18 protein-coding genes are annotated in these 22,354 nt (G+C 35.0%); 1 reads left to right on the top strand and 17 read right to left on the bottom strand.

The genetic code is table 11. From position 1 onward, the window contains the following. The 13 genes from smc to Q9R40_RS04655 all read right to left on the bottom strand — a co-directional run bounded on the left by smc (nucleotide 1) and on the right by Q9R40_RS04655 (nucleotide 17,746). On the bottom strand, nucleotides 1-3,561 hold the full coding sequence (gene smc, locus Q9R40_RS04715) for a chromosome segregation protein SMC (protein ID WP_304676579.1): 3,561 nt from the start codon (nucleotides 3,559-3,561) through the stop codon (nucleotides 1-3). 14 nt (nucleotides 3,562-3,575) lie between these two features. Then, entirely contained in the window at nucleotides 3,576-4,256 is a 681-nt protein-coding gene (gene rnc / locus Q9R40_RS04710; protein WP_304676577.1) for a ribonuclease III, read from the bottom strand. Between the two features lie 107 nt (nucleotides 4,257-4,363). Further along, nucleotides 4,364-6,124 (bottom strand): oligopeptide ABC transporter substrate-binding protein, encoded by a 1,761-nt coding sequence (locus Q9R40_RS04705; RefSeq protein ID WP_304676575.1) that lies wholly within the window; start codon nucleotides 6,122-6,124, stop codon nucleotides 4,364-4,366. Between the two features lie 126 nt (nucleotides 6,125-6,250). Continuing rightward, nucleotides 6,251-8,005, bottom strand: a complete 1,755-nt coding sequence (locus tag Q9R40_RS04700; RefSeq protein WP_304676573.1) for an oligopeptide ABC transporter substrate-binding protein — start codon at nucleotides 8,003-8,005, stop codon at nucleotides 6,251-6,253. 294 nt (nucleotides 8,006-8,299) lie between these two features. Then, nucleotides 8,300-9,214 (bottom strand): ABC transporter permease, encoded by a 915-nt coding sequence (locus Q9R40_RS04695; RefSeq protein ID WP_304676571.1) that lies wholly within the window; start codon nucleotides 9,212-9,214, stop codon nucleotides 8,300-8,302. A gap of 16 nt (nucleotides 9,215-9,230) precedes the next feature. Continuing rightward, on the bottom strand, nucleotides 9,231-10,193 hold the full coding sequence (gene opp4B / locus Q9R40_RS04690) for an oligopeptide ABC transporter permease (RefSeq protein WP_304676568.1): 963 nt from the start codon (nucleotides 10,191-10,193) through the stop codon (nucleotides 9,231-9,233). Between the two features lie 2 nt (nucleotides 10,194-10,195). Continuing rightward, entirely contained in the window at nucleotides 10,196-11,164 is a 969-nt protein-coding gene (locus Q9R40_RS04685) for an ABC transporter ATP-binding protein (RefSeq protein ID WP_300593207.1), read from the bottom strand. Nucleotides 11,165-11,170: 6 nt separating this feature from the next. Next, a complete protein-coding gene (locus Q9R40_RS04680) occupies nucleotides 11,171-12,181 on the bottom strand; it encodes an ABC transporter ATP-binding protein (protein ID WP_260308348.1) in 1,011 nt (336 codons plus the stop codon). A 157-nt stretch (nucleotides 12,182-12,338) separates the two neighbouring features. Beyond that, complete coding sequence (acpP, locus tag Q9R40_RS04675) at nucleotides 12,339-12,581, bottom strand: acyl carrier protein (protein WP_300593210.1); 243 nt, start codon at nucleotides 12,579-12,581, stop codon at nucleotides 12,339-12,341. Nucleotides 12,582-12,635: 54 nt separating this feature from the next. Then, complete coding sequence (gene plsX, locus Q9R40_RS04670; protein WP_304676562.1) at nucleotides 12,636-13,637, bottom strand: phosphate acyltransferase PlsX; 1,002 nt, start codon at nucleotides 13,635-13,637, stop codon at nucleotides 12,636-12,638. Nucleotides 13,638-13,654: 17 nt separating this feature from the next. Continuing rightward, nucleotides 13,655-15,694 carry an ATP-dependent DNA helicase RecG gene (gene recG, locus Q9R40_RS04665; protein ID WP_304676561.1) on the bottom strand — a complete coding sequence of 680 codons (2,040 nt, stop codon included), beginning with the start codon at nucleotides 15,692-15,694 and terminating at the stop codon, nucleotides 13,655-13,657. A 3-nt stretch (nucleotides 15,695-15,697) separates the two neighbouring features. Then, complete coding sequence (locus Q9R40_RS04660) at nucleotides 15,698-17,362, bottom strand: DAK2 domain-containing protein (RefSeq protein WP_304676558.1); 1,665 nt, start codon at nucleotides 17,360-17,362, stop codon at nucleotides 15,698-15,700. 21 nt (nucleotides 17,363-17,383) lie between these two features. Then, nucleotides 17,384-17,746: an Asp23/Gls24 family envelope stress response protein gene (locus Q9R40_RS04655; protein ID WP_003647521.1), complete on the bottom strand. Its 363-nt coding sequence runs from the start codon at nucleotides 17,744-17,746 to the stop codon at nucleotides 17,384-17,386. 170 nt (nucleotides 17,747-17,916) lie between these two features. Here Q9R40_RS04655 and rpmB point away from each other — a divergent pair, with 170 nt between their 5' ends. Further along, nucleotides 17,917-18,102 (top strand): 50S ribosomal protein L28, encoded by a 186-nt coding sequence (rpmB, locus tag Q9R40_RS04650; RefSeq protein ID WP_004895337.1) that lies wholly within the window; start codon nucleotides 17,917-17,919, stop codon nucleotides 18,100-18,102. Between the two features lie 45 nt (nucleotides 18,103-18,147). Here rpmB and Q9R40_RS04645 read toward each other — a convergent pair whose 3' ends face one another. The 4 genes from Q9R40_RS04645 to pknB are packed head-to-tail and all read right to left on the bottom strand — an operon-like array spanning nucleotide 18,148 to nucleotide 22,353. Next, on the bottom strand, nucleotides 18,148-18,816 hold the full coding sequence (locus Q9R40_RS04645) for a thiamine diphosphokinase (protein ID WP_304676537.1): 669 nt from the start codon (nucleotides 18,814-18,816) through the stop codon (nucleotides 18,148-18,150). Further along, nucleotides 18,813-19,463: a ribulose-phosphate 3-epimerase gene (gene rpe, locus Q9R40_RS04640; protein WP_297939134.1), complete on the bottom strand. Its 651-nt coding sequence runs from the start codon at nucleotides 19,461-19,463 to the stop codon at nucleotides 18,813-18,815. The genes Q9R40_RS04645 and rpe overlap by 4 nt, the downstream gene beginning before the upstream one ends. A gap of 8 nt (nucleotides 19,464-19,471) precedes the next feature. After that, entirely contained in the window at nucleotides 19,472-20,365 is an 894-nt protein-coding gene (gene rsgA / locus Q9R40_RS04635; protein WP_304676534.1) for a ribosome small subunit-dependent GTPase A, read from the bottom strand. Further along, nucleotides 20,365-22,353 carry a Stk1 family PASTA domain-containing Ser/Thr kinase gene (gene pknB, locus Q9R40_RS04630; protein ID WP_304676532.1) on the bottom strand — a complete coding sequence of 663 codons (1,989 nt, stop codon included), beginning with the start codon at nucleotides 22,351-22,353 and terminating at the stop codon, nucleotides 20,365-20,367. Before pknB ends, rsgA begins: the two co-directional genes overlap by 1 nt. Nucleotide 22,354: the final 1 nt, after the last annotated feature.

The following is a 22,354-nucleotide window of genomic DNA, read 5'->3' as shown; positions in this document are numbered from 1 at the left end:
CTAATTCACTTCTTTCTTAATTTCATTTAACGATACAGATAAGACTTTTGAAATACCTGATTCTTGCATTACGATTCCATACAAATTATCTGCTTTCTGCATAGTTCCACGACGGTGCGTAATAACAATAAATTGAGTTTTCATATCATAATGATTCAAAAACTGAGCAAAACGATCAACGTTTGTTTCATCTAAAGCTGCTTCTACCTCGTCCAGAATGCAGAATGGTACTGGATTAACTTGAAGCATTGCAAACAATAAAGTAATTGCAGTCAATGCCCTTTCCCCACCAGAAAGAAGCGTTAACTTTTGTGACTTTTTACCAGGCGGCTGAGCAATAATTTCAATTCCTGTTTCAAGTAAGTTCTTTGGATCAGTTAACTCTAATCTAGCATGACCCCCATCAAACATAATTGGGAAAATCTTTGCAAAGCTTCTTTCTATTTGATGGAAAGTTGCGCTAAACCTACTCTTTACCTCATCATCTAGTTTAGACATTGACTCTTCAATATCTTTTCTAGCCTTTAGCAAGTCAGTCTGTTGACCATTTAAGAAATCATAACGCGTTTTAACATCTTCATACTCTTCAATAGAGTTCAGGTTAACTTCACCAATATCTGCTAAAGACATTTTGTGTAGATGAACTTCACGTTCCAATTTCTTACGCAAATCTGTTGTATTTTGTCCTTCAGATAATTGTAAGGCTGCTTCAAAAGTTAAGGAATATTCTTCACTTAAAATACCAAGTTTTTGATTAATTTGGGACTTAAGTTCTCCTAGTCTTGCAGAATACTCTTCTTGTTCTGCAGCAGTATTTTTACGCAAATTATAATTTCTCGTAGCAACTTGATCAAGATTATTTATTTGAGCATCAAATTTACCTAAATCTTTATTTATTTCAGCTAAAGACTCTTGCATTTGTTTTTTCTGCTTGCTTAGTTTAGCAACTTGCTCTTCAATTTCCGACTCACTTTGTCCATTTTGAGACAATGACAAAGCCTTAATTTTTTCCTCAATATCCTTAAGTCTTGAATTAGTATTTTCTAGTTGTTCTTCTAATTCAGATTTCTTAGTAGTAATATTTTCCAATTTATTCTTTACTACTGCCAAGTCAGAATTCAAGTTACTTAATTCTGTCTGTAACTTTTGATAAGCTTCATCAAAATCAGTCAAGTCAGTCTTTAATTGATCCATTTTTGCTCGTTGTGTTTGAGCAACTTTTTCAAGCCTCTTCTTTTTAGCCTGTTCTTTTTCAAGACGACTAGTAAGTTCTGCCTCTTCTTGTTTCTTCTCAAGTTGGGCCTTTTGCTGTAAATCATTTAACTGAGTAAGCCTTTGAACTTCTTTTTCTTCATTTTCATACTTAATAGCTTGCTCACTAATTTTTTGATTTAAGGTAGTTAAATCAGTATTTTTAGCTTCTAGCTCAGTTTGTAACTCTGTTAATTTTTGATCTAATTCGTTTAGAGCTGTTTGTAGTTTAGTAAACTCTACCTTCCCTGTCTTAATTTGCAATGTTAATTTATCAATTTCAGCATTTGTTGCCAGAGGAGAATTATTTCTTGTATTTCTAGTCCCACCAGTCATACTTCCCCCAGGACTAATAATATCTCCGTCCAGCGTCACAATTCGATAATATCGTCCAATTCTGCGTTGAACACGCAAAGCCGTATCAATAGTATCTACCACTAAAACATTTCCCAAAAGGTAAGAAATAGCATTAGAAATATCAGTCTCAGTTTTTGATGTTACTAAGTCTGCCGCTACACCTCTAAATCCCTCAATACTTTGTAAGGATTTTAAAGTAGACGCAGCAATCTCATTATGACGTAAGCCATCTAGAGGTAAAAAAGTAGCCCTACCTGTACGAGTTTGCTTTAACAAATTAATGGCATCCCTAGCACTACTTTGATCAATAGTAACTAAATCTTGAACGCCACCACCTAAAGCTGTTGACAAAGCTGCTTCTAGTTCAGCTGGAAAAGAAATTAGTTCACCAATAACCCCTACAATTCCATGAAAATCACTTTGATGGTTTAAAACATATTTAACCCCATAATAGTATCCTTCATGCCTATCTCTAATTTTCTTTAGGCCTTCTACTTGTGCAGAAATTTGTTGTAAATCATTTCTAACCTTTAAGTAAGCTTGTTCGCTTTGCTCCTTAAGCTTACTCTCTTCAGCAATTTTTCTATCAAGAGTCGCAATAGTTTCATTTAGTTGTTTTCTCTTTAAAACAAGGTCTTGCCCTTGTTTTTTTAACTGAGTAAGAACTTTTTGAGCTTCATCTAATTGTTCTTCAACTTCTTGCTGGCGATTATCATTTGATTTTTTACTACGAGTTAATTCATTTTTTAAATAAACAATCTCGTTATTATTACTCGTTTGATCCTGCAAGGTTTGAATATAATCAGAGCGAACCTTTTCTAATTGATTATTTAACTGTTCAGGACCTTGCTTAAGTTCCTGCTTTAAATTCTTTTGTTTCTTTACAAAATTAGCAAGGACTTGGTTTTGGCTATTTAAATTTTTTTCATTAGCTGCAAGCTGGTTCAACAAATGTTTTCTTCGCTCTTTTAGTTCTCCAGATTGTGCACTGTATTCTTTTTGAGTAGCGACATCATATTCTCGAGATTGTTGATGCATTTGAAGATCAGTAGTCAAAGCTGCAATTTTTTGTGTTAAAGATAATAATTCTTGCTGCTTTTCATCTTTTTCAGCGTGTCGCTTATTTGATTGCTTACGTTTTTCTTCTAAATCAGCTTGGGATTGCTTAACTTCGTCATCAAGCTTATTTAAAATCCCTTGATTTGCTGCCGCCCTCTTAGCGACCGCCTTCTTTTCTTCATTTAGACTTTCAATCTCTAAACCTAAAAGTTGTTTTAACTTATGATCAAGCTGTTCTTTCTGAAATTTATATTCTTTTGCTAGAGAACTTTGCTCATGTAAAGGCTCGATTCTACCTTCCAATTCTTTAACCAAATCATTAATTCTAATTAGATTGGCATTAGTTTTGTCTAATTGCTTGAGTGCAATTTCCTTTTGCTGCTTAAAATGGAGTACCCCTGCAGCTTCTTCAAAAATTCCACGACGCTGCTGTGGCTTAGAATTAAGAATCTCGTCAACCTTCCCCTGGGAAATTATGCCCAAGCTATCAGATGACATCCCTGATTCAATGAACAGTGTCCTAACATCTTTCAATCTTACTGGATGATGATTTAAAAGATAGTCACTTTCGCCATTACGCAAAATCTTTCTCGTTACGACCACTTCATCATTATCAGAAGCAAGTTGGTGATCACGATTATCAAAAACCAACTCAACCTCAGCATGATTCATTGGAGCTCTCATTTGACTACCAGCGAAAATAACATCTTTCATATTTTCACCACGTAAAGACTTGGCTGATCCTTCACCCATTACCCATCGAATTGCTTCAGTAATGTTGCTTTTTCCACTACCATTTGGACCAACGATGCCGGTAATACCATTATTAAATCTAATTGTCGTCTTATCAGCAAAAGACTTAAAACCATTTAAAACTAATTGTTGTAGTGGCACAGACTCACCTTTTCTTATTTATTTTTATCTAATGCAGCTTGAGCTGCTTGCTGCTCAGCAGCTTTTTTATTACGTCCTTGTCCCTCTGAAACTTTTTCACCATTTACAAGTAGCTGAACTTTAAAAGATGGCTTTGATTCATTTTCATCTATTACTCGGTATTCAATCTTAACTGGTCCATTTACCTGCAAACGCTCCTGAAGTTCAGTTTTATAATCACGTGAGGCATTAAAATCTCCTTCAGCAATTAATGGATAAACTGTCAAATGTAAGAAGTGCTGTACTGCTGGCATTCCTTGATCCAAGAAGAGCGCACCGTTGAAAGCTTCAAACACATCTTCAAGAAGTGTCTTACGCTTTCCAGCACCAGCTTTTTCTTCTCCTTTACCCAAATTAATTTCTTCTGGGAATCCACATTCAATTGCAAATTCAGAAAATCCTTCTGTTCTAACAATGTTAGATCGCATTCTTGTTAATTCCCCTTCATTTAATCTAGGAAAATGACGATACAGATAATCGGATACCGCCAATTCAAGAACAGCATCGCCAAGAAACTCTAATTTTTCATAGTCCTTTCTCCCGGGATGCTCATTAGCATAAGAAGAATGTGTGAAGGCATCTTCAAGCAATTTTTCGTTATTAAATTTTATTCCGTATTTTTTCTTTAAATTTTGTTTAAAAGCTACTGAAACCATAGTTGCTTCCTTTCTTTAACCCTTTAATTATACCTATTTTAACCTATTAAAAAAAGATAAAGAAAAAGTGTGACCTACTATAAGTCGCACTTTTAAATAATTTTTATTTATTTTGCATAGCCAACGTAGTACCAGTTAGGGAATCCGCCACCCATACTCTTAGATGGCTCTAATGAATATCCAGTCAACTTATTGTTAATTGCGTAAATATTGTAGCTATTAGCAACTGGCACAACATAAGCTTCCTTATCCATGTAAGCTTGCCATTGGTGGAATTTCTTAACTCTGTAGCTATTATTAAAGGCCTTTTGTGAATCAATATCGTTTAACAAGTCCGTGTTTTCTTTAGTGACAAATCTACTGTAGTTAAATGGTGCCTTTGCGCCGTATAAGTCTTGAGGCGACGGTTCCGAAGAGAGTGACCATGCACCAATGAACATATCTACATCTTTAGAATCATTTTGAACCTTGTCGTAGAATGAATTCATTTCCATTAAACGGCCACCAGTTAACTTAACGTTCAAGCCCATTTTCTTCCATTGTTGAATGTAATTTTGAATGATTGGTTCTTGAACTTTACTACCACTCATGGCAGCTAAGTGAATAGTTAAAGGCTTACCATTTGGCTGAACACGGTATGTTCCCTTCTTCTTATAACCTGCTTTATCTAATAGTTCATTACCTTTTTTAATGTTATAAGTATAACCCTTAACATCTTTATCGAAGTAATCACCAAATTGCTTTGGAATTAAAGTTGGAATTCTAAATGAAAGACCGGATGCATATCTCTTATAAACTTGATCAACATTCATACCATAAGCGATAGCTTGACGAAGAGAACGATTATTCATCTTTGCGTCCTTATTCATCACATTTTCGCCTTTGGCTGCATCCCATTTACCAACCTTAAAGCCTAAGTAACTATATGCAAGTGGAATATTAGCGATGAAGTTTACTCCTTTAGCACCCTTAATATTTGGCCATTGAGAATTACTTACTTGCGTTACATCAAATTTATTACTCTTAATTGATTGAGCAACTGAAGCTGGAGTAATTACTGAAGCAGTTATCTTCTTTAAGTGTGGTTTACCCTTATAGTAATGTTCATTTGGAACCCAGGAAACTGATTGTCCACGAACCACTTTACTTACTTTATAGGGACCATAGAACAATGGATTCTTACGAATCTTATTGCTTGAAATAAGTTTATCAAATGGAACATCTTTTAAGTAATGATATGGAGCTGCTGCTTCCCAAATATATCCATTACCACTTTGCGTCATACCTGGCTTCATTTCTTTAAAGTGGAGCACTACTGTACGACCATTTTCGCCGTCTGGCATTTCAATACCGGAAATAGTATTGGACTTTCCATCATGGTATTCTTCTAATCCTTCAAGATTAGCTAAACTTGAAGGATAACGCTGAGAATGTGTTGCCTTATTTGCAATAATTTCATAGGCGTATTCATAATCTTTTGCAACTAAAGGTTGTCCATCAGACCACTTAACTTTAGGATTAATAGTAATTGTTGCAGTTTTGGCATCTTTATTAATTTTAATGTCTGCTGCTCCGCCCTTAACATATTTGTAGGTATTATTCGTAGCAAATAATGATTCATCACCATATTGCATTACTTCTGAGTCTGTATTGTTAGTAGACAATTCATCATTAAAAATACCAGTAAATGGTGTATCAGTAACTACAGCAACGCTGACATTTCCACCATCCTTAATTGTCTTCTTAGGAGTTGCCTCCTTGAAATTAGGATGACTAGTATTATTGCTATTACTATTACCACAGGCTGCTAAAGTTAGAGCTACACCTGAAAGCAAAGTTAATGTACCAATTAATTTGCCTTTCTTCATTAATTTTTCCTCCAATAACATTGGACAAGTTGATATATTTAATATTAGCACTGAAACCGATTAAAACAACTTAAATAAAAAAAGACCGTCACTTAAGACGATCTTTATGAAAAAATTTATCTAATATTATTTTGCAATTCCTACATTGTACCATAAGCTGTTTGCTGCTGATGGTTTTAATGAGTAACCTGTAATCTTACTATTAACAGCATTTACATTATAGCTGTTTGAAACTGGAACAACATAAGCTTCATCATCCATATACTTTTGCCATTCATGGAATTTTTTAACACGGTAATTAGTATTAAATGCCTTTTGTGAATCCATTTCTTGAAGTAACTTAGTGTTCTTAGCAGTTACAAAACGACTAAAGTTGTATGATGCTTTTGCACTGTACAGGTCATTTGGTGATGGTTCTGAAGATAATGACCATCCACCCATGAACATATCTACGTCTTTAGAATCATTTTGGACCTTGTCATAGAAGGAGTTCATTTCCATCAAACGACCACCAGTTAACTTAACATTCAAGCCTAATTTCTTCCATTGTTGGATATAGTTTTGGATAATTGGTTCTTGGGTTGAAGTACCAGTCGTCGCAGCTAAACGAATAGTTAAAGGCTTGCCGTTTGGTTGAACACGGTACTTACCTTTTTTCTTGTATCCAGCTTTATCAAGAATTTCATTACCCTTCTTAATATTGTAATCGTAACCCTTAACATTCTTGTCGAAGTATTTACCAAATTGTGCTGGAATTAAAGTTGGAATATGGAAAGTTAAACCATTAGTATAACGTTTGGTTACAGCAGAAATATTCATACCGTAAGCAATAGCTTGACGTAATGATTTATTGTTCATTTTAGCATTCTTATCCATTACGTTTTCGCCCTTAGCAGAATCCCATTTACCGACTTTAAAGCCTAAGTAACTATATGAAAGTGGAATATTGGCAATCCAATTAACGTTTTCAGTATTAGCAACGTTCTTCCACTGCGAGTTAACAACACCAGCAATGTCATATTTATGACTCTTGATGGCTTGAGAAGCTGAGTTAGGGTTCAAAACTTGAATTGTTACTTTATTTAATTTTGGTGTACCTCTCCAGTAATACTTATTAGGAACAAAGGTTACGGCTTGCCCACGTACAACTTTACTTATCTTATATGGTCCAAAGAATAAAGGATTCTTTCTAACTTTATCTGAAGATTGTAACTTATCAAATGGAACATCTTTTAAGTAGTGATATGGGGCAGCATATTCCCAGAAGTATCCGTTTCCGCTAAACTTCATACCAGGTTTCATTTCCTTGAAATGAATAACAACTGTCTTTCCATTTTCACCATCGGGCATTTCAATACCTGAAATAGTATCAGACTTTCCTTCGTGGTACTCACTTAATCCAACAATATTTTGAAGCGAATCTGTGTAACGAGAAGATTTTGATTTTTTATTGGCAATAATTTCATAAGCATATTCAATATCTTTAGCCGTTACTGGTTTTCCATCTGACCATTTAACATTATTCTTAAGTTTAATAGTGGCAGTTTTATTATTGTTATCTAATTTTAAAGTGGCTGGTCCTTTATCATTAATTTGATAAGTATCATTAGTATCAAACAATGCTTCATTAGCAGGTGCCATAGCATCAGAGTCATTTTGAGTATCTGAAAGCTCATTTGAAAAGATACCAGTAATTGGAGTATCAGTTTCAAGTGCAACACTTACTGTACCACCCTTTTTAACAGCTTTCTTTGGAGTAGCTGACTTAAAGTTCTTAGTTGGGTTATCTACTTTTGAATTTGAATTGTTACCACATGCTGCTAATGTTAAAGCAACACCAGAAAGTAAAGTTAAACTTCCAAATAGTTTGGCTTTCTTCATAGTTATATTCCTCCATCTATTTGGGACAAGTTGATGATTTAATACTATCATCATCAAACTCATAATACAATGTTTTTACTCAATTATTTTTAATGTTTTTTAATTTATATTTGAGTAAATTGCTATAGAACATTGATAGATTAATGTCTGGTCCCTATTATTTTTACCATAAAAAATTTATTTTATGTCCATTTACAATATCAATATCTCCTACATTCTTTAGTTTTTCATACAAAGACATGCAAAAAAAGCAACTCAATTATGAGTTGCTTTTTTATGTTTAAATAATCAAATTTAATTTTCACGTTGACGAGCATCCCCAGCTCTTTGAAGAGCACGACCAACATAGTTAATACTCAAGGAAATAATCAACAACAAAATAGTTGCGGGCATCCATAACCATGGACGTGTAGTAACGTTAACTGGGTCATTAGCAAATCCAATTAAAGTACCAAGGGATGGTGTAGTGGTTGGTAATCCATATCCCAAGAAGGATAAAGTAGTTTCAATACCAATGTTTCCGGCAATCATCAATACGACATCAATTACCAAAGCTGAAGTAATGTTAGGCAAAACTTCACGGAACATAATTGTTAAGTTAGAAGAACCGGAAGTCTTGGAAGCCAAAACATATTCTCGCTCTCTCTGTGACAAAACAAACGCCCGGAAATATCTTGCAGTTGAAGTCCAATTAAACATAGAAATCAATAATACTAAAGTCCAAGCATTGTAGTTAGGAATAACAGTAGTTAAAACAATAATGATTGGGAATTGAGGCAAGATTTGGATGAAATCAACTATACGCATGATAACTGCGTCAGTTACCCCACCAAAGTAACCTGAGAACAAACCAACTAAAAGTCCGACACCTTCACAAAGAACAGTAACAGATAGACCAATCAAAATAGAGTTACGTCCACCCATCATTAGTAACTTCAAGATATCACGGCCACCATCGTCTGTACCAAAGACGTGACCAGATTCACCCCAGGCATAATATGCTTCTGCAATATTAATCTCTGTTACTTGATTCTTGTTTAAGAATAAAGAACCAACAAAAGTGAATAATAAGATAGCTACAATAATACAGAATGAAACAAATGCTACCTTATCACGCCAAACCTCACGTACAATAATCTTAAATCCAGATGGTGGTAGAGAGGTTTTAGCATTTTGATCTTTTTTCGATGTATTTTTATCTTTAGCCATAATTTACTACTCCTCCCTACTTAATCCGAATTCTTGGGTCAATAATACTCATGATAATATCAGATAACAAATTACCAACTAAAGTTAACACACCAAATAATAAAATCAAGGCAGTTAAAGTTGCGTAGTCACGTTGTGCAATAGAATCAAGGAACAATTTACCCATACCAGGATAACTAAACACTGATTCAATAACCATCGAACCTGAAAGTAAACCAGTAATAGTGTTACCAAAGAATGCAGCAATTGGTAAAAGTGAGTTTCTTAAAATATGTTTATTGAAAACAACATTTTCAGGTACACCCTTACTACGTGCAGTTCTTACATAATCTTCAACCTTGTTATCAACAATTCCCGTTCTTAAGTATTGAACAATAACTGTAGTAGAGATTAAAGCACAAAGAATTGAAGGCAAAATCAAGTGATAAATTCTACTCCAGAAATAAGCAAGTGTTCCTGGATTTACATCTGCACTAACGGACCCTGAGATTGGGAACCAACCTAAAGTAAATCCGAATAGCCAAATACCTAAAATGTAGAAAACAAATGGAGGTACTGCGAATGTAATATAGTTAAAAATTTGTACTCCATGATCTTGCCATTCATCTTGGTGACGACCTGCAGTAACACCTAATGGAATAGCAATTAAATAAGTTAAGACAACAGTCATTAAAGACAACCAGAAAGTGTTAACTGCACGATCCCAAATCAAAGAAGTAACTGGAACTTTTTGAATATATGATTGTCCTAAATCACCATGGAACATATTTCCAAGCCAGCGAGTATATTGCACCCAAACTGGATCATTCAATCCATATTCTTGTCTTAATCTTGCAATTTCCTTAGCGTCTGAATTCGGATTAATCAGTCCAGTAAATGGGTCACCAGGCATCATTTTAGCCAAAATAAAGACTAGTAAACTCAAGATAAGTAACTGGGGGATCATAATCAGGATTCGACGTAAAACCGTTTTCCACATACCTATTCTCCCTCCTTCAATTCTTGCTTAATCATATCTTTAGGTAAAGCGACAAAATGACGATCAGCAACTTTTTGTAGTGGTAATACTCGACCATCTTTTTCATACCATTTATCTTGATCTTGTAAGAATTCTTGTTCTACACGTTGACGCTCTTCCTTATGTTTTTCTCTATTTTCAACATCAACAACAGGAATTGCAGAAAGTAGACGCTTTGTATAAATATGCATTGGATTCTTGTAAATTTGATCACGTTTACCAATTTCTACAAAACGTCCACGGTGCATAATAGCAATATCTTCTGACATATGCTTTACAACACCCAAGTCGTGTGAAATGAATAGATAGGCAATATTATATTCTTGTTGAATATGTTTCATAAAGTTCAAAACTTGTGCTTGAACAGATAAGTCCAAAGCTGAGGTTGGCTCATCTGCTACGATCAACTTAGGTCTAGTAGCTACCGCACGGGCCACCCCAATTCTTTGACGTTGACCACCAGAGAATTCGTGTGGATATTTGTAGATAGCATCACTAGGCATACCAACAATATCTAGTAGTTCTTGAACTCGTTTTCTTTCTTCATCGGTTGTCAAGTTTTCAAAGTTTCTAATAGGTTCAGCAATAATATCTTCAATTCGTTTTCTAGGATTTAAACTCGACATTGAATCCTGGAAAATCATTTGAACATCTTTATTGTAGTTAAGCTTTTTACGATTTGATGCTTTAGTAACATCAACACCTTTATACAAAATTTGTCCGCTAGTTACTTTTTCTACACCAACAATTGCTTTACCAGTAGTTGATTTACCGGAACCTGATTCTCCAATTAGACCGTAGGTTTCTCCTTCTTTAATTGAAAGATTAATCCCATCAACGGCTTTGACATATCCAGTAACTCTATTCCAAAATCCAGAACGAATTGGATAGTGAACTTTTAAATCTTTTATTTCGATTATTTCATCGGCCATAATTTCCTATCCTTTCTTCTCTTCATCTTGGAAATGGAAGCTTTGCCAGCAAGTACATCTTACAAAATGTCCTGGTTCAACTTCATGAATCTTAGGGTTCTCTTCATGAGCACTAGCTGGAATCCAAGGAATTCTAGCTGCAAATCTATCCCCAGTTCTTGGCATATTAATCAATGAAGGAACTGTTCCATGAATCACATGTAGATCTTCACTTTCATCATCTGTTTGTGGCATAGAATGTAAAAGTGAACGTGTATATGGATGAAGAGGATTTTCAAAAATTGTTTTAACATCAGCTTTTTCAACAATTTGTCCTGCATACATAACTGCTACTTGATCAGCAGTTTCAGCAACAACCCCTAAGTCGTGTGTAATTAAAACAATCCCTGACTGAGATTCTTTTTGAATTTCTTTAAGTAAATCTAAGATTTGTGCCTGAATAGTAACATCCAAAGCGGTAGTTGGTTCATCAGCAATAATAATTTCTGGCTTACATGCAATTGCGATCGCAATTACGACACGTTGACGTAAACCACCAGATAATTCATGTGGGTACATCTCGTACATTTCTTCTGGACGAGGCATCCCAACTTGATTAAAGAGTTCAATTACGCGTGCATGACGAGCCTTTTCATCCATATCAGTATGATAGTAAAGTGTCTCAGCAACTTGGTCTCCAACCTTCATCAACGGATTAAGAGATGCTAATGGATCCTGGAAAATCATCCCAATATCATTACCACGAATTTTATTAAATAATGATTCATTTAAGTTAACTAAGTTTAGTTCATTGTATAAAATATCGCCAGTTACTTTCGTATTCTTGTGGTCGTATAAACCAATAATGCTTGAAGCAATTGTACTTTTACCACAACCAGATTCTCCAACAACTGCCAAAATCTCATTTCGCTTCAAGGTTAAGTTAATGTCATCAGCGGCATCATAAAACTTACCGTGTAAACGATATGCGGTATGCAAGTGTTCGATATCTAATAAAAGATCACTTTGCTTTTCCAAAGGCCATTCTCCTCTCAAACCTTACGACATTATTAAAAGTCAATTAGATTTTCAATTTAATGTCATTATTATAAACAAAAGATACTGCTATTTCAACAACTTTTATAAAAGTAAATGAAAAATGACAGTATCTTCTGAAATTTCAATGATTAGAATTTTAATTTTGGTGACTCTGAATATATTTTACTGCTTCACCAACAGTTTGTAATTTTTCCGCATCATCATCTGGAATCTCTGCTCCAAATGTATCTTCTAGATCCATTACTAACTCAACGAAATCAATTGAATCTGCATCTAAATCATTTTGAAAATTTAAATCTTTAGTGATCTTATCACGATCAATACTAAAGCGTTCTGAAATCATATCAGCAATTTTATTAAAAATTTCCTCTTCGGTCATTTTTTAACCTCCAAAAAAGTTTAGTTTAATTCTAAGGCATTTTTATATTAAAGTCTAGCGAGATTCACTAAAGTATTTTTTATATTCTCCAACTAGATCTTGACTCAACATCTTATCAATTTGTAATAAGGTATAGTAAATAGGACGAATATTCGATCTACCATGCGTCTTTACAACAGGTGCATTCACTCCAAGTAAAACTGCTCCCCCATATCTCGCAGTATCAAATCTTTTCTTTAATGCTGTAAGGCCTGGCTTTGCTAATAGAGCTCCTACCTTGGGACGTAAGCCATTATTTAGCAAAGAATTCTTAAGCAGACGTAAAATTACGCTTGCAGTTCCTTCTATTGCCTTCAGAGTGGCATTTCCAGTAAAACCATCTGTTACAATCACATCAGCCTTACCTTCCATTAAATCATTTCCTTCAGCATTACCAATAAAATTAAGATCAGTTGCTTTAAGAAGCTTGTAAGCCTCTTGGTGGAGCGGATCACCTTTGTCATCTTCTGTACCATTATTTAATAAAGCTACCGTTGGATTTTTAATATTTCTAATTTTTTGAGCATAAAAATTAGCCATTTGTGCCCATTGTACTAAATATTCAGGCTTACTTTGTGCATTCGCACCAACATCAATAATATTAAAGCCGTCCTCACTTTTAGCACTGGGAAGAGTTGGCATTAAAGCTGGACGTTCCACACCTTTAATTCGGCCAATAATAAAAATCCCGCAAGCTAATAGCGCACCCGTATTTCCGAGTGAAAATAAGGCGTCTGCTTTTCCTGACTTTACATAGTTAGCAGCAACAACCATTGAAGAATCTTTCTTACGTCTAATTGCTTTTACTGGCTCATCACTATCAACAATAACTTCACTCGTTGGAATAACGTCAATCCTATCTTTTTGCTCAGTGGGAATTAGTTTATTAATCTTTTCTTCATCCCCAAATAAAACAAATTTTGTATCTTTTAATTTTGGCTTTGCTTTTAATACGGCATCAACAATAGCCTTAGGAGCATTTTCTCCTCCCATAGCATCAATTGCAATTGTTTTCATATTCACTCCGGTTATTTCTAATTATTATTCAAATCTTTCTTATATTTTAGCACTTCTTGTAAAAATTTATTTTTTGGATTAACCAAAGCTGGGTCAAACTTAATTAGGTTACGAGCCTCTTTTTGAGCAGTCACTAAAGCATTATAGTCATTTACTACATCGCCAACTTGAAACTGCGGCAAACCAGACTGAGCCTTTCCAAAAACATCTCCTTCACCCCGTAGTTTTAAATCTTCTTCTGCTAATTTAAAACCGTTACTGGTAGAGGTAATAATGTTCATCCGTTTCTTACCAATTTCTGTTTTAGGATCACTCACAAACACACAAAAACTTTGTGTTTGCCCCCGGCCAATTCTCCCTCGCAACTGATGCAATTGACTTAAGCCAAAGCGATCAGCATTAAAGATCACCATCATATTTGCATTCGGAACATCAACACCAACTTCAATTACACTTGTAGTAACTAAAATATTAATCTTGCCCGCAGCAAAGCTATCCATAATTTCATTTTTCTGATCGCCTTTCATCTGACCATGAAGTAAAACGACATTTTCGTCTTTAAAGTAATGAGCAATTTTTGCTTGTAAATCCTCAGCGTTTTTTAAGTCACTTTTTTCTGACTCACTGATTAAAGGAGTTACAACATAAATTTGAAAACCTTTATCGAGCTGTGAACGCATTAAATCAAGCACCTCTCTCAATTTGCTAGAGGTTGCCCATGACGAAACTACTGGCTTTCTCCCTTTTGGCAAGTGTCTAATTTCAGAAACAGCCATATCTCCGTATACGGTTAAGGCTAATGTACGAGGAATTGGGGTGGCTGTCATTGCCAGTATATCAGGTGCCTCACCTTTTTTAATTAAGGTGTTTCTTTGATTTACTCCAAATCTATGTTGCTCATCAATTATAACGAGGCCTAGATCTTTAAAATGAACATCTTTTTGGATTAATGCATGAGTACCAATCACAACATTGATTGTTCCATCAGCTAATTCACGATAAATTTCTTTCTTTTCTAAATCCTTAGTGTCTCCCGTCAATAAGGCAACTCGAACCCCTAAGGGCTTCAGCAATTCATCTATCTTAGCAAAATGCTGCTGAGCTAAAATTTCTGTTGGAACCATTAAAGCTGCCTGATAGCCTGCAGTAATAGCTGCATAAATTGCAAAAACCGCTACTACGGTTTTACCGCTACCCACATCTCCCTGCAATAGTCTTCGCATTTGTCTTTTAGAATGAAGATCAGCAAAGATTTCATTCACCACTTTTTTTTGATCATCAGATAACTCAAATGGAATTTCTTCAATTAATTCTTTGACAGCAGCTAAATCATATTTCTTTTCTACTCCAGGTGCGTCTTCATTTCTTTGGGAAAGAAGTTGAGCAAGTTGCATTTGAAAAAGAAAAAATTCTCTAAAGATAGCACTTCGGCGTGCTATTTTTGCCTCATTTCCATTTTTGGGATGATGCATTTTTTCTACCAAAACGCGATCAGAAAGCAAGCGATATTTTTTTCTGATAGAAGCTGGGATTGTTTCTCCAACTTCATTTATAGCTTCCTCTAAAGCAAGATTAATTAACTTTTGCAGCTTATTTTGCTTCAAATGACGATTAACAGAATAAATAGGAGCAAAACCCGAATCTTTCTTTTCAGCTACTAATTTAAAGCCACTTAATGACTGCCGGGCCACTTGATACTTCCCATATACTGCAACTTCCTTACCTGATTCCACTTTATCCTTTAACCAGGGCTGATTAAAAAAATTGACCATGATAATGTCATGATCAATTTTCATTTTAAAGCTGAGCCTTGTTTTTCGATAACCAAATCGGCTAACAAATGGATCTGTTACCACCATTCCCTTTAATAGGACTTTCTGCCCATCTTCAATTTGATCAAGAGGAATTGTCTCTAAATCATCATATCTAAAAGGAAAATAAAATAGTAAATCATAAATTGTGTTAATGCCAAGACTGGCCAAAGCTGTAGCTGTCTTTGCCCCTACACCCTTTAACTCAGTTACTGGTTCAAATAACTTACTCTGCTTATTATTCATATTTTATTCCACGGATACCAAGAAGTAGTATACTGGCTGGCCACCATCATGAACTTCAAATTCTAAATCATCATGAGTAGCCTTAAGTTTTTTAACTACTTCGTTAGCTTCTGCTCTGGTAGCATCACTACCATACATAATAGTGATAATTTCACTATCTTCATCTAACATCTTTTCAATCATTGAAACTGTTGTATCAACCAAGTCGGGGTTATCAATCTTAATGGTTCCATCAACAATTCCAAGGTAGTCATCTTTTTTAACTTCAATATCATCAATCTTAGTGTCACGGATTGCTTTAGTGACTTCACCAGATTTAACTGTATCTAGATCTTCAGACATTGCTTCAACATTTTCCTCTACTGAAGCATCTGGATCAAAGGAAAGCATTGCAGTTAACCCTTGAGAAATTGTCTTTGTGGGCACAATTCCAACCGGAATTTCACTAACTTCAGCAGCTTGCTTAGCAGCCATGATAATATTACCGTTATTTGGTAAAATAATAGCTTTTTTAGCACCGGATTTAGTAATAGCGTCCATAATATCCTTAGTTGATGGATTCATAGTTTGTCCACCAGAAATAATTCTATTTACGCCTTCACTCTTAAACAATTCACGGATCCCATGACCTGAAGCAACTGCAATAACTGCAAAATCAACACTTTCTTCTTGTTCTTCGTTATTTTCTAAGATAGTTTCATGTTGAATCCGCATATTATCGATCTTAATTTTGCCTAGTTGTCCAAATTTTTGACCGTATGTAAAGACATCTCCTGGATGTTCTGTATGAACGTGAACTTTAGCCACTTCACCATCCGAAACAGCTAAAAGTGAATCACCTAAGTTAGATAGATGTTCTCTAAATTGTTCAAGATTGAATTCTTCTTTATTTGGAACATCAGCAGTTAGGTCAACCATAATTTCGGTACAGTAACCATTCTTAATATCACTAGTTGACAATTGAACTTGAGCAGATTCAGCTTGGTGGTGAGCTGCATTAATTAACTCATCCATTTCACCTTCATCTAGTTGGTAGTCATCATTACCCTTTTCGCCAAGAACTCCCTCTAAAAAGCCTTGGTAGATAAATACTAATCCCTGACCACCTGAGTCTACTACTCCAACTTGCTTTAAAACTGGTAATAAATCTGGCGTAGTCTTCAAAGCCTTTTTAGCTCCATCAACTACTGCTCTCATTACTTCGCTGACATCATCAGTTTCGTTTGCCTTGTTTTTACCTTCTTCAGCTGCAACACGAGCAACAGTTAAAATAGTTCCTTCAACAGGTTTCATAACTGCTTTATATGCAGTTGTAACACCATTTGCAAAAGCATTAGCTAAATCTTGAGCAGTTAGCGTATCCTTTCCTTCAGTAGCTTTATAAAACCCTCTAAATAGTTGAGAAGTTATAACTCCACTGTTACCGCGAGCTCCCATCAACATACCTTTTGAAAGACTTTCAGTTAGGTCGCCAACAGATTCACTAAGATTCTCATTAACAGCTTTTGCGCCGCTCTCAATGGTTAAATTCATATTAGTTCCAGTATCACCATCCGGTACTGGGAAAACATTTAATTTATTTACAAATTCAGCGTTCTTGCCCATGCGATGAGTTGCTGCACGAACCATATCTCTGAATTGATCACTATTAATTTCAGTTAAAACCACAATTAACTCCTCCAGAATGCATTAATCGTCTAAAATCTTTACGCCTTGAACAATAACGTTAACCGACTTAGTCTTAATGCCTAAAAGATTTTCAAGATTGTATTTTACACTATCTTGGACATTGTGACTTACTTCCGAAATTTTTAGACCATAACCCACAATAATATATACATCAACGACGATTTGATTATCATTAGTTTTAATTACAACACCGCGACGGTAATTTTCACGGTTTAAAATAGTGTAAGCTCCGTCACGTAAAGCGTTCTTTGAAGCCATTCCAACTACACCATAGTTCGAAGTAGCTGCTCCGCCTACGACAGTAGCAATTACACTATTTGAAATATCAATTAAGCCATATTTTGTTTTAATTTTAACAGCCATCGTATTCCTCCATTAACGAAGAACAATTTTTTCTCAATTTATTTTAACACAGCAGGCTTTTATATCAACAATGTTAGTTTATAGAAAATGGAAAGACAATATTGCACAATTCTAAAAGCTGTGATAAATTAGATAAGTACTACAACAACATAAAGGAGGGTTTAGCACAAATGGCAAAAGACATTATTACTGGCCGCAAGACGGTCTTTGGTAACAAGCGTTCAAAGGCTTTGAACTCCGTGCGGCGTTCATGGAAGCCAAACCTTCAAAAAGTTCGCATCCTTGTTGACGGTAAGCCAAAGCGTGTTTGGGTATCCGCTCGCGCTTTGAAATCCGGTAAGGTTAAACGTGTCTAATTAAGAAGTAAAAATAAAAGGGATCAAGATTAATCTTGATCCCTTTTATTTTTTATCTCGACTATTTATTACAATTAATGTTCCCGACTCACAAGAAATCTCTATTGCTTGCCTATTCAAATATTCATTTGATGAATAAACTGTCGGTACCAATAAATCTATGGGCTGTAAATCATATCTCGCATTTTTAATACTAAAATTTTTAGCTCCTGTTAAAGTTCCAATTCCCAAATATTTATAGTCAGCTTCATAAGGAAGGATGTGATGTCCTTTTCCAAAAAAGCGGATAACATTTTTCTTATCAATAAATTCAATTTTTTCTTTAAATCTATCAAATGGCGCTTTCATAATAGCATACATGTTAACAAAAAAATGATCCAATCTTCCTCCAGTTGCTCCATATACCGTTAAGCTGTCAACTCGATAATCGACAAATGCGGCATAAAACAGCATTTCAGAATCCGTAAAATCTTTGATTGGATTCGAATAGCGCATATCCTTAACTTTGCTTTCAACGATTTCTCTTTCATCAACAGTTAATGAATCATAGTCTCCTAAGGCAACGTCAGGTACTATTCCTAACTCTAATAAAAAAAGGCTACCCCGATCACTAGCCATAATTAGGGCGCCTTTTTTACGTGCTTCTTTAATTTTAGTGGCTAAATTATGTGGCCATTCTTCTTTTGGACCACCTAATAATGCAATTGCTCTCATTTATCTTCTTTTTTTAATTTCATAACTTGATCTGCAATACTTCCATTTTTAAAAATATAAGAACCAGCGACAAAAATTGTTGCTCCAGCATCCCTAGTAAGCTTTAAAGTCTTAGGCTCAATCCCACCATCAACTTCAATTGATACACTTAAATTCTCTGCTTCAATCATGTTCTTAAGTTCAACCAAACGCTCAACTGACTCTTCTTCAAACTTTTGCCCACCGAAACCAGGTTTTACTGTCATCAAAAGCACTTGATCTAATTCTTTTAAAAATGGTTGTAATTTTTGTACTGGTGTAGACGGATTGATTGCCATTCCACATCGAACATTATTATCTTTTAAATATTTTAGCCAATATTCAGGATTATCAGTTGCTTCATAATGAAATTCTAAAAGATCACATCCAGCTTCTACAAAGAGAGGCAATGTCGTTTCTAAGTCATTACTCATTAAATGAATTTCAGCATCTGTTAACGGAAAAGATCGCTTAAAGTCTTTTACCAATTCTGGTCCATATGACAAATTAGGTACAAAGTGTCCATCCATAATATCAATATGGAATCTATCTATACCGCTTTCAATAGCGGCTTTAATATCGCGACTTAAATGCATATTATCTGCATTCAAAATTGATGGTGCTATCATAGTTTCACCTATTTCTTTAAATACTCTGGCATTCTATTGTCAGAAATTTCTTGTCTAATTTTTAAATAAGATTCATAACGACTGCGAGCTATTTTACCTTCTTCTACAAGTTTTTTAACCTCGCAACCAGGCTCTTTAATATGCTGGCAACCTCTAAATTTGCATTTTTCACTTACTTCTTTTAAATCATAAAAATAATTTCTTAGATCATCAACTTTGATCTTAAAGAGATCAATTGCTGAAAAACCCGGAGTATCAGCAATAAAGCCAGTGCCATATTTAAATAGTGTTACTTGTCTTGTCGTATGTTTTCCACGATTTAAAGCAGTTGAAATTGCTCCTGTTGCTTGCTTTGCTTCACTCTCTAGCTTATTTAATAATGTTGATTTGCCAGCACCGGATTGCCCAGCTAAGGTCCAAATCTGATCTTTATCGATCATTTTTGGAAGCTCATCTTCCAGTTTTTTTGCATCTTCAAAAACAGGATAACCAATTCTTTGGTAGTATTCTAACTTAGTTTGAATCTCTTTTACTCTTTCAGAAGGAGTAATATCCGCTTTTGACAAATAAATGACTACGCCAACATTTTTCCAAGCAAAAAAGGTTAAATATCTATCTAATAATTCAAGTGAAAAGTCAGGCTCAACAGCAGAAATTACTAATAATACTCTAGATACATTTGCCACCGCTGGGCGTCCTATTTCATTAATGCGTGGTAATATTTCAATTAAATAGTTCATTCCTTGCTCATCTAATTGAACTACTACTCTATCTCCTACCAGCGGCTTTTGTTTACGATCTCTAAAAACTCCCCGTGCTCTCGTTCTAACTACTTTATTATCAATTTCGACATCATAGTAGCCTGAGATAGCACTAATAATCGTTCCTTCTGCTTTTTTCATTATTTATTAACGTCCTCATCTAAAATCGTTTCACCATTTCGCAATATTTTTATATGTCCATTTTTTTTGCTTAACTTAAACGGAATGGTAAAAGTCTGTTCAGAAGTAATATTCATGTCTTTGTAAATATTATTAATTGAATGTCCATCATCAGAAACATATACCTGAATATGATCAGGCTTTTTTTCTGATCCGCTTTGATCAGCACTTCCTGGATAATTAATAGTATAAGATTTTGTAACAGTAGTGGTAGTAGTTGAACTGCTTGAAGTATCAGTAGAATCGTTTTTCTTAACTTTTGCTACTACTACTGTTAACGTATCTCCTGAATTCATCTCAGTACCTGATTCTGGCGATTGGCGTAAAACTGTGCCATCATTTTCACCATCTGAATCTTCTTCTTCAACTTTAAGTGATAAGTGATGTTCCCGAGCATAATCTCGGGCACCTTTCAATGAATATCCTACAATATCTCTTAATTTTATTGTATATCGTCTAGATCGGGCACTACTCGCCGAACTAGGTCCCTTTGAGACCAACAAGGTTACTGTCGATTTATTAGGATTTACTTCCTGGCCTGGTTCAATATCTTGAGCATTAACCTGTTTTTTAGGACTAGGAGAGTATTCTTCAGTTTTAGTAACAGTAAAACCTAGTTTAACTAACTGTTTTCGTGCAGCGGTATAAGACTCTCCAATTACATTTGGCATTTCAACAAGATGACTACCTCGAGATAAAACTAAGTTAACCTTTTGTCCATCTTTTATCTGAGATCCAATCGGAGGGTCTGTCCTAATGACTTCTCCTTTTGGAACACTATCAGAATATTCATAAGTAATTTTTCCAACTTTTAAATTAGAAGATTGAAGAGATTTTTTAGCCTCCGTCTGACTCATCCGATTAATATTAGGAATATCTACCATATCTTTTCTGCCAAGCGCAAAGAACAGAATTACCATAATTACACAAAATGCAATTATCGCTCCTAACCACCACCATTTATGACCCTTCAGATTTTTAAATAGACTCTTTTTTTCTTCTTTAGGTTCTTCCTTTGCCTGCCCTTCATGATCTTTATTATGAACGCTTCCTTCAAGAGGAGGAACAACAATTGTTTCATCAGTAGACGGATCATACTCTGGCTTAAAAATCTGCTCATCCTTACGCTTTGGATCAAGACACGTATCCAAGTCCGCCTTCATTTCTAAAGCAGATTTATAACGATCCCGAGGATCTTTTGCTGTAGCTTTAAAAACAACATTTTCTAAAGCTTGTGGAACGTTAGGATTTTTATCTCTTAAAGATGGTGTCTTTTCTTGGAAATGCTTCAGAGCAACTGCAACAGCATTTTCTCCAGTAAAAGGAACTGTACCAGTCAATAATTTGTAGAGAATTATTCCTAAGGAATAGATATCCGATTGTTTTGTTGCCATACTGCCCCGGGCTTGTTCAGGCGACATATAATGCACTGATCCCATTGCAGTATTGGTTTGCGTCATATTACTTTGATTTAAAGCAATTGCAATACCAAAATCCACAATTTTAATATTGCCTTTTTTATCCATTAAAATATTTTGTGGTTTTAAGTCGCGATGTATCACATTGTGCTTATGCGCCAATGCAACGGCACTTAATATTTGATCCATGATATCAATTACTTTAGGCAAAGGAATTGGATTATTATGTTGGATATATTCTTCCAAATCAGATCCATCCACATAATCCATTACTAAATAATGACAATTTCCGTCTGTTCCTACGTCAAGAATCGAAACAATATGCGGATGACTTAATTCACTAGTAGAAAGTGCCTCTCTTTGGAAACGTTGAATAGTTTGAGGATCCTTTTGCAAATCTAGTCGCAAAACTTTAACTGCAACTTTTCTTTGCAGAATAATGTCTTCAGCTAAATAAACATTAGCCATTCCGCCTTCGCCTAAAACAGAGATAATCTTATAGCGACCACCAAGCAAATGGCCTTTCTCCATT

Source organism: uncultured Lactobacillus sp. (assembly GCF_948948975.1).
Taxonomy (GTDB): Bacteria; Bacillota; Bacilli; order Lactobacillales; family Lactobacillaceae; genus Lactobacillus.
This window is presented reverse-complemented; position numbering and strand designations above follow the sequence as displayed.

Bases quoted from the DNA above. Each gene is read 5' to 3' on its own strand.
- Q9R40_RS04700 (WP_304676573.1), bottom strand. From the start codon at position 8,005: ATGAAGAAAGCCAAACTATTTGGAAGTTTAACTTTACTTTCTGGTGTT.
- opp4B (WP_304676568.1), bottom strand. From the start codon at position 10,193: ATGTGGAAAACGGTTTTACGTCGAATCCTGATTATGATCCCCCAGTTA.
- rpe (WP_297939134.1), bottom strand. From the start codon at position 19,463: ATGATAGCACCATCAATTTTGAATGCAGATAATATGCATTTAAGTCGC.
- recG (WP_304676561.1), bottom strand. From the start codon at position 15,694: ATGAATAATAAGCAGAGTAAGTTATTTGAACCAGTAACTGAGTTAAAG.
- Q9R40_RS04695 (WP_304676571.1), bottom strand. From the start codon at position 9,214: ATGGCTAAAGATAAAAATACATCGAAAAAAGATCAAAATGCTAAAACC.
- rpmB (WP_004895337.1), top strand. From the start codon at position 17,917: ATGGCAAAAGACATTATTACTGGCCGCAAGACGGTCTTTGGTAACAAG.
- acpP (WP_300593210.1), bottom strand. From the start codon at position 12,581: ATGACCGAAGAGGAAATTTTTAATAAAATTGCTGATATGATTTCAGAA.
- Q9R40_RS04685 (WP_300593207.1), bottom strand. From the start codon at position 11,164: ATGGCCGATGAAATAATCGAAATAAAAGATTTAAAAGTTCACTATCCA.
- Q9R40_RS04655 (WP_003647521.1), bottom strand. From the start codon at position 17,746: ATGGCTGTTAAAATTAAAACAAAATATGGCTTAATTGATATTTCAAAT.
- Q9R40_RS04645 (WP_304676537.1), bottom strand. From the start codon at position 18,816: ATGAGAGCAATTGCATTATTAGGTGGTCCAAAAGAAGAATGGCCACAT.
- Q9R40_RS04705 (WP_304676575.1), bottom strand. From the start codon at position 6,124: ATGAAGAAAGGCAAATTAATTGGTACATTAACTTTGCTTTCAGGTGTA.
- pknB (WP_304676532.1), bottom strand. From the start codon at position 22,353: ATGGAGAAAGGCCATTTGCTTGGTGGTCGCTATAAGATTATCTCTGTT.
- rsgA (WP_304676534.1), bottom strand. From the start codon at position 20,365: ATGAAAAAAGCAGAAGGAACGATTATTAGTGCTATCTCAGGCTACTAT.
- rnc (WP_304676577.1), bottom strand. From the start codon at position 4,256: ATGGTTTCAGTAGCTTTTAAACAAAATTTAAAGAAAAAATACGGAATA.
- plsX (WP_304676562.1), bottom strand. From the start codon at position 13,637: ATGAAAACAATTGCAATTGATGCTATGGGAGGAGAAAATGCTCCTAAG.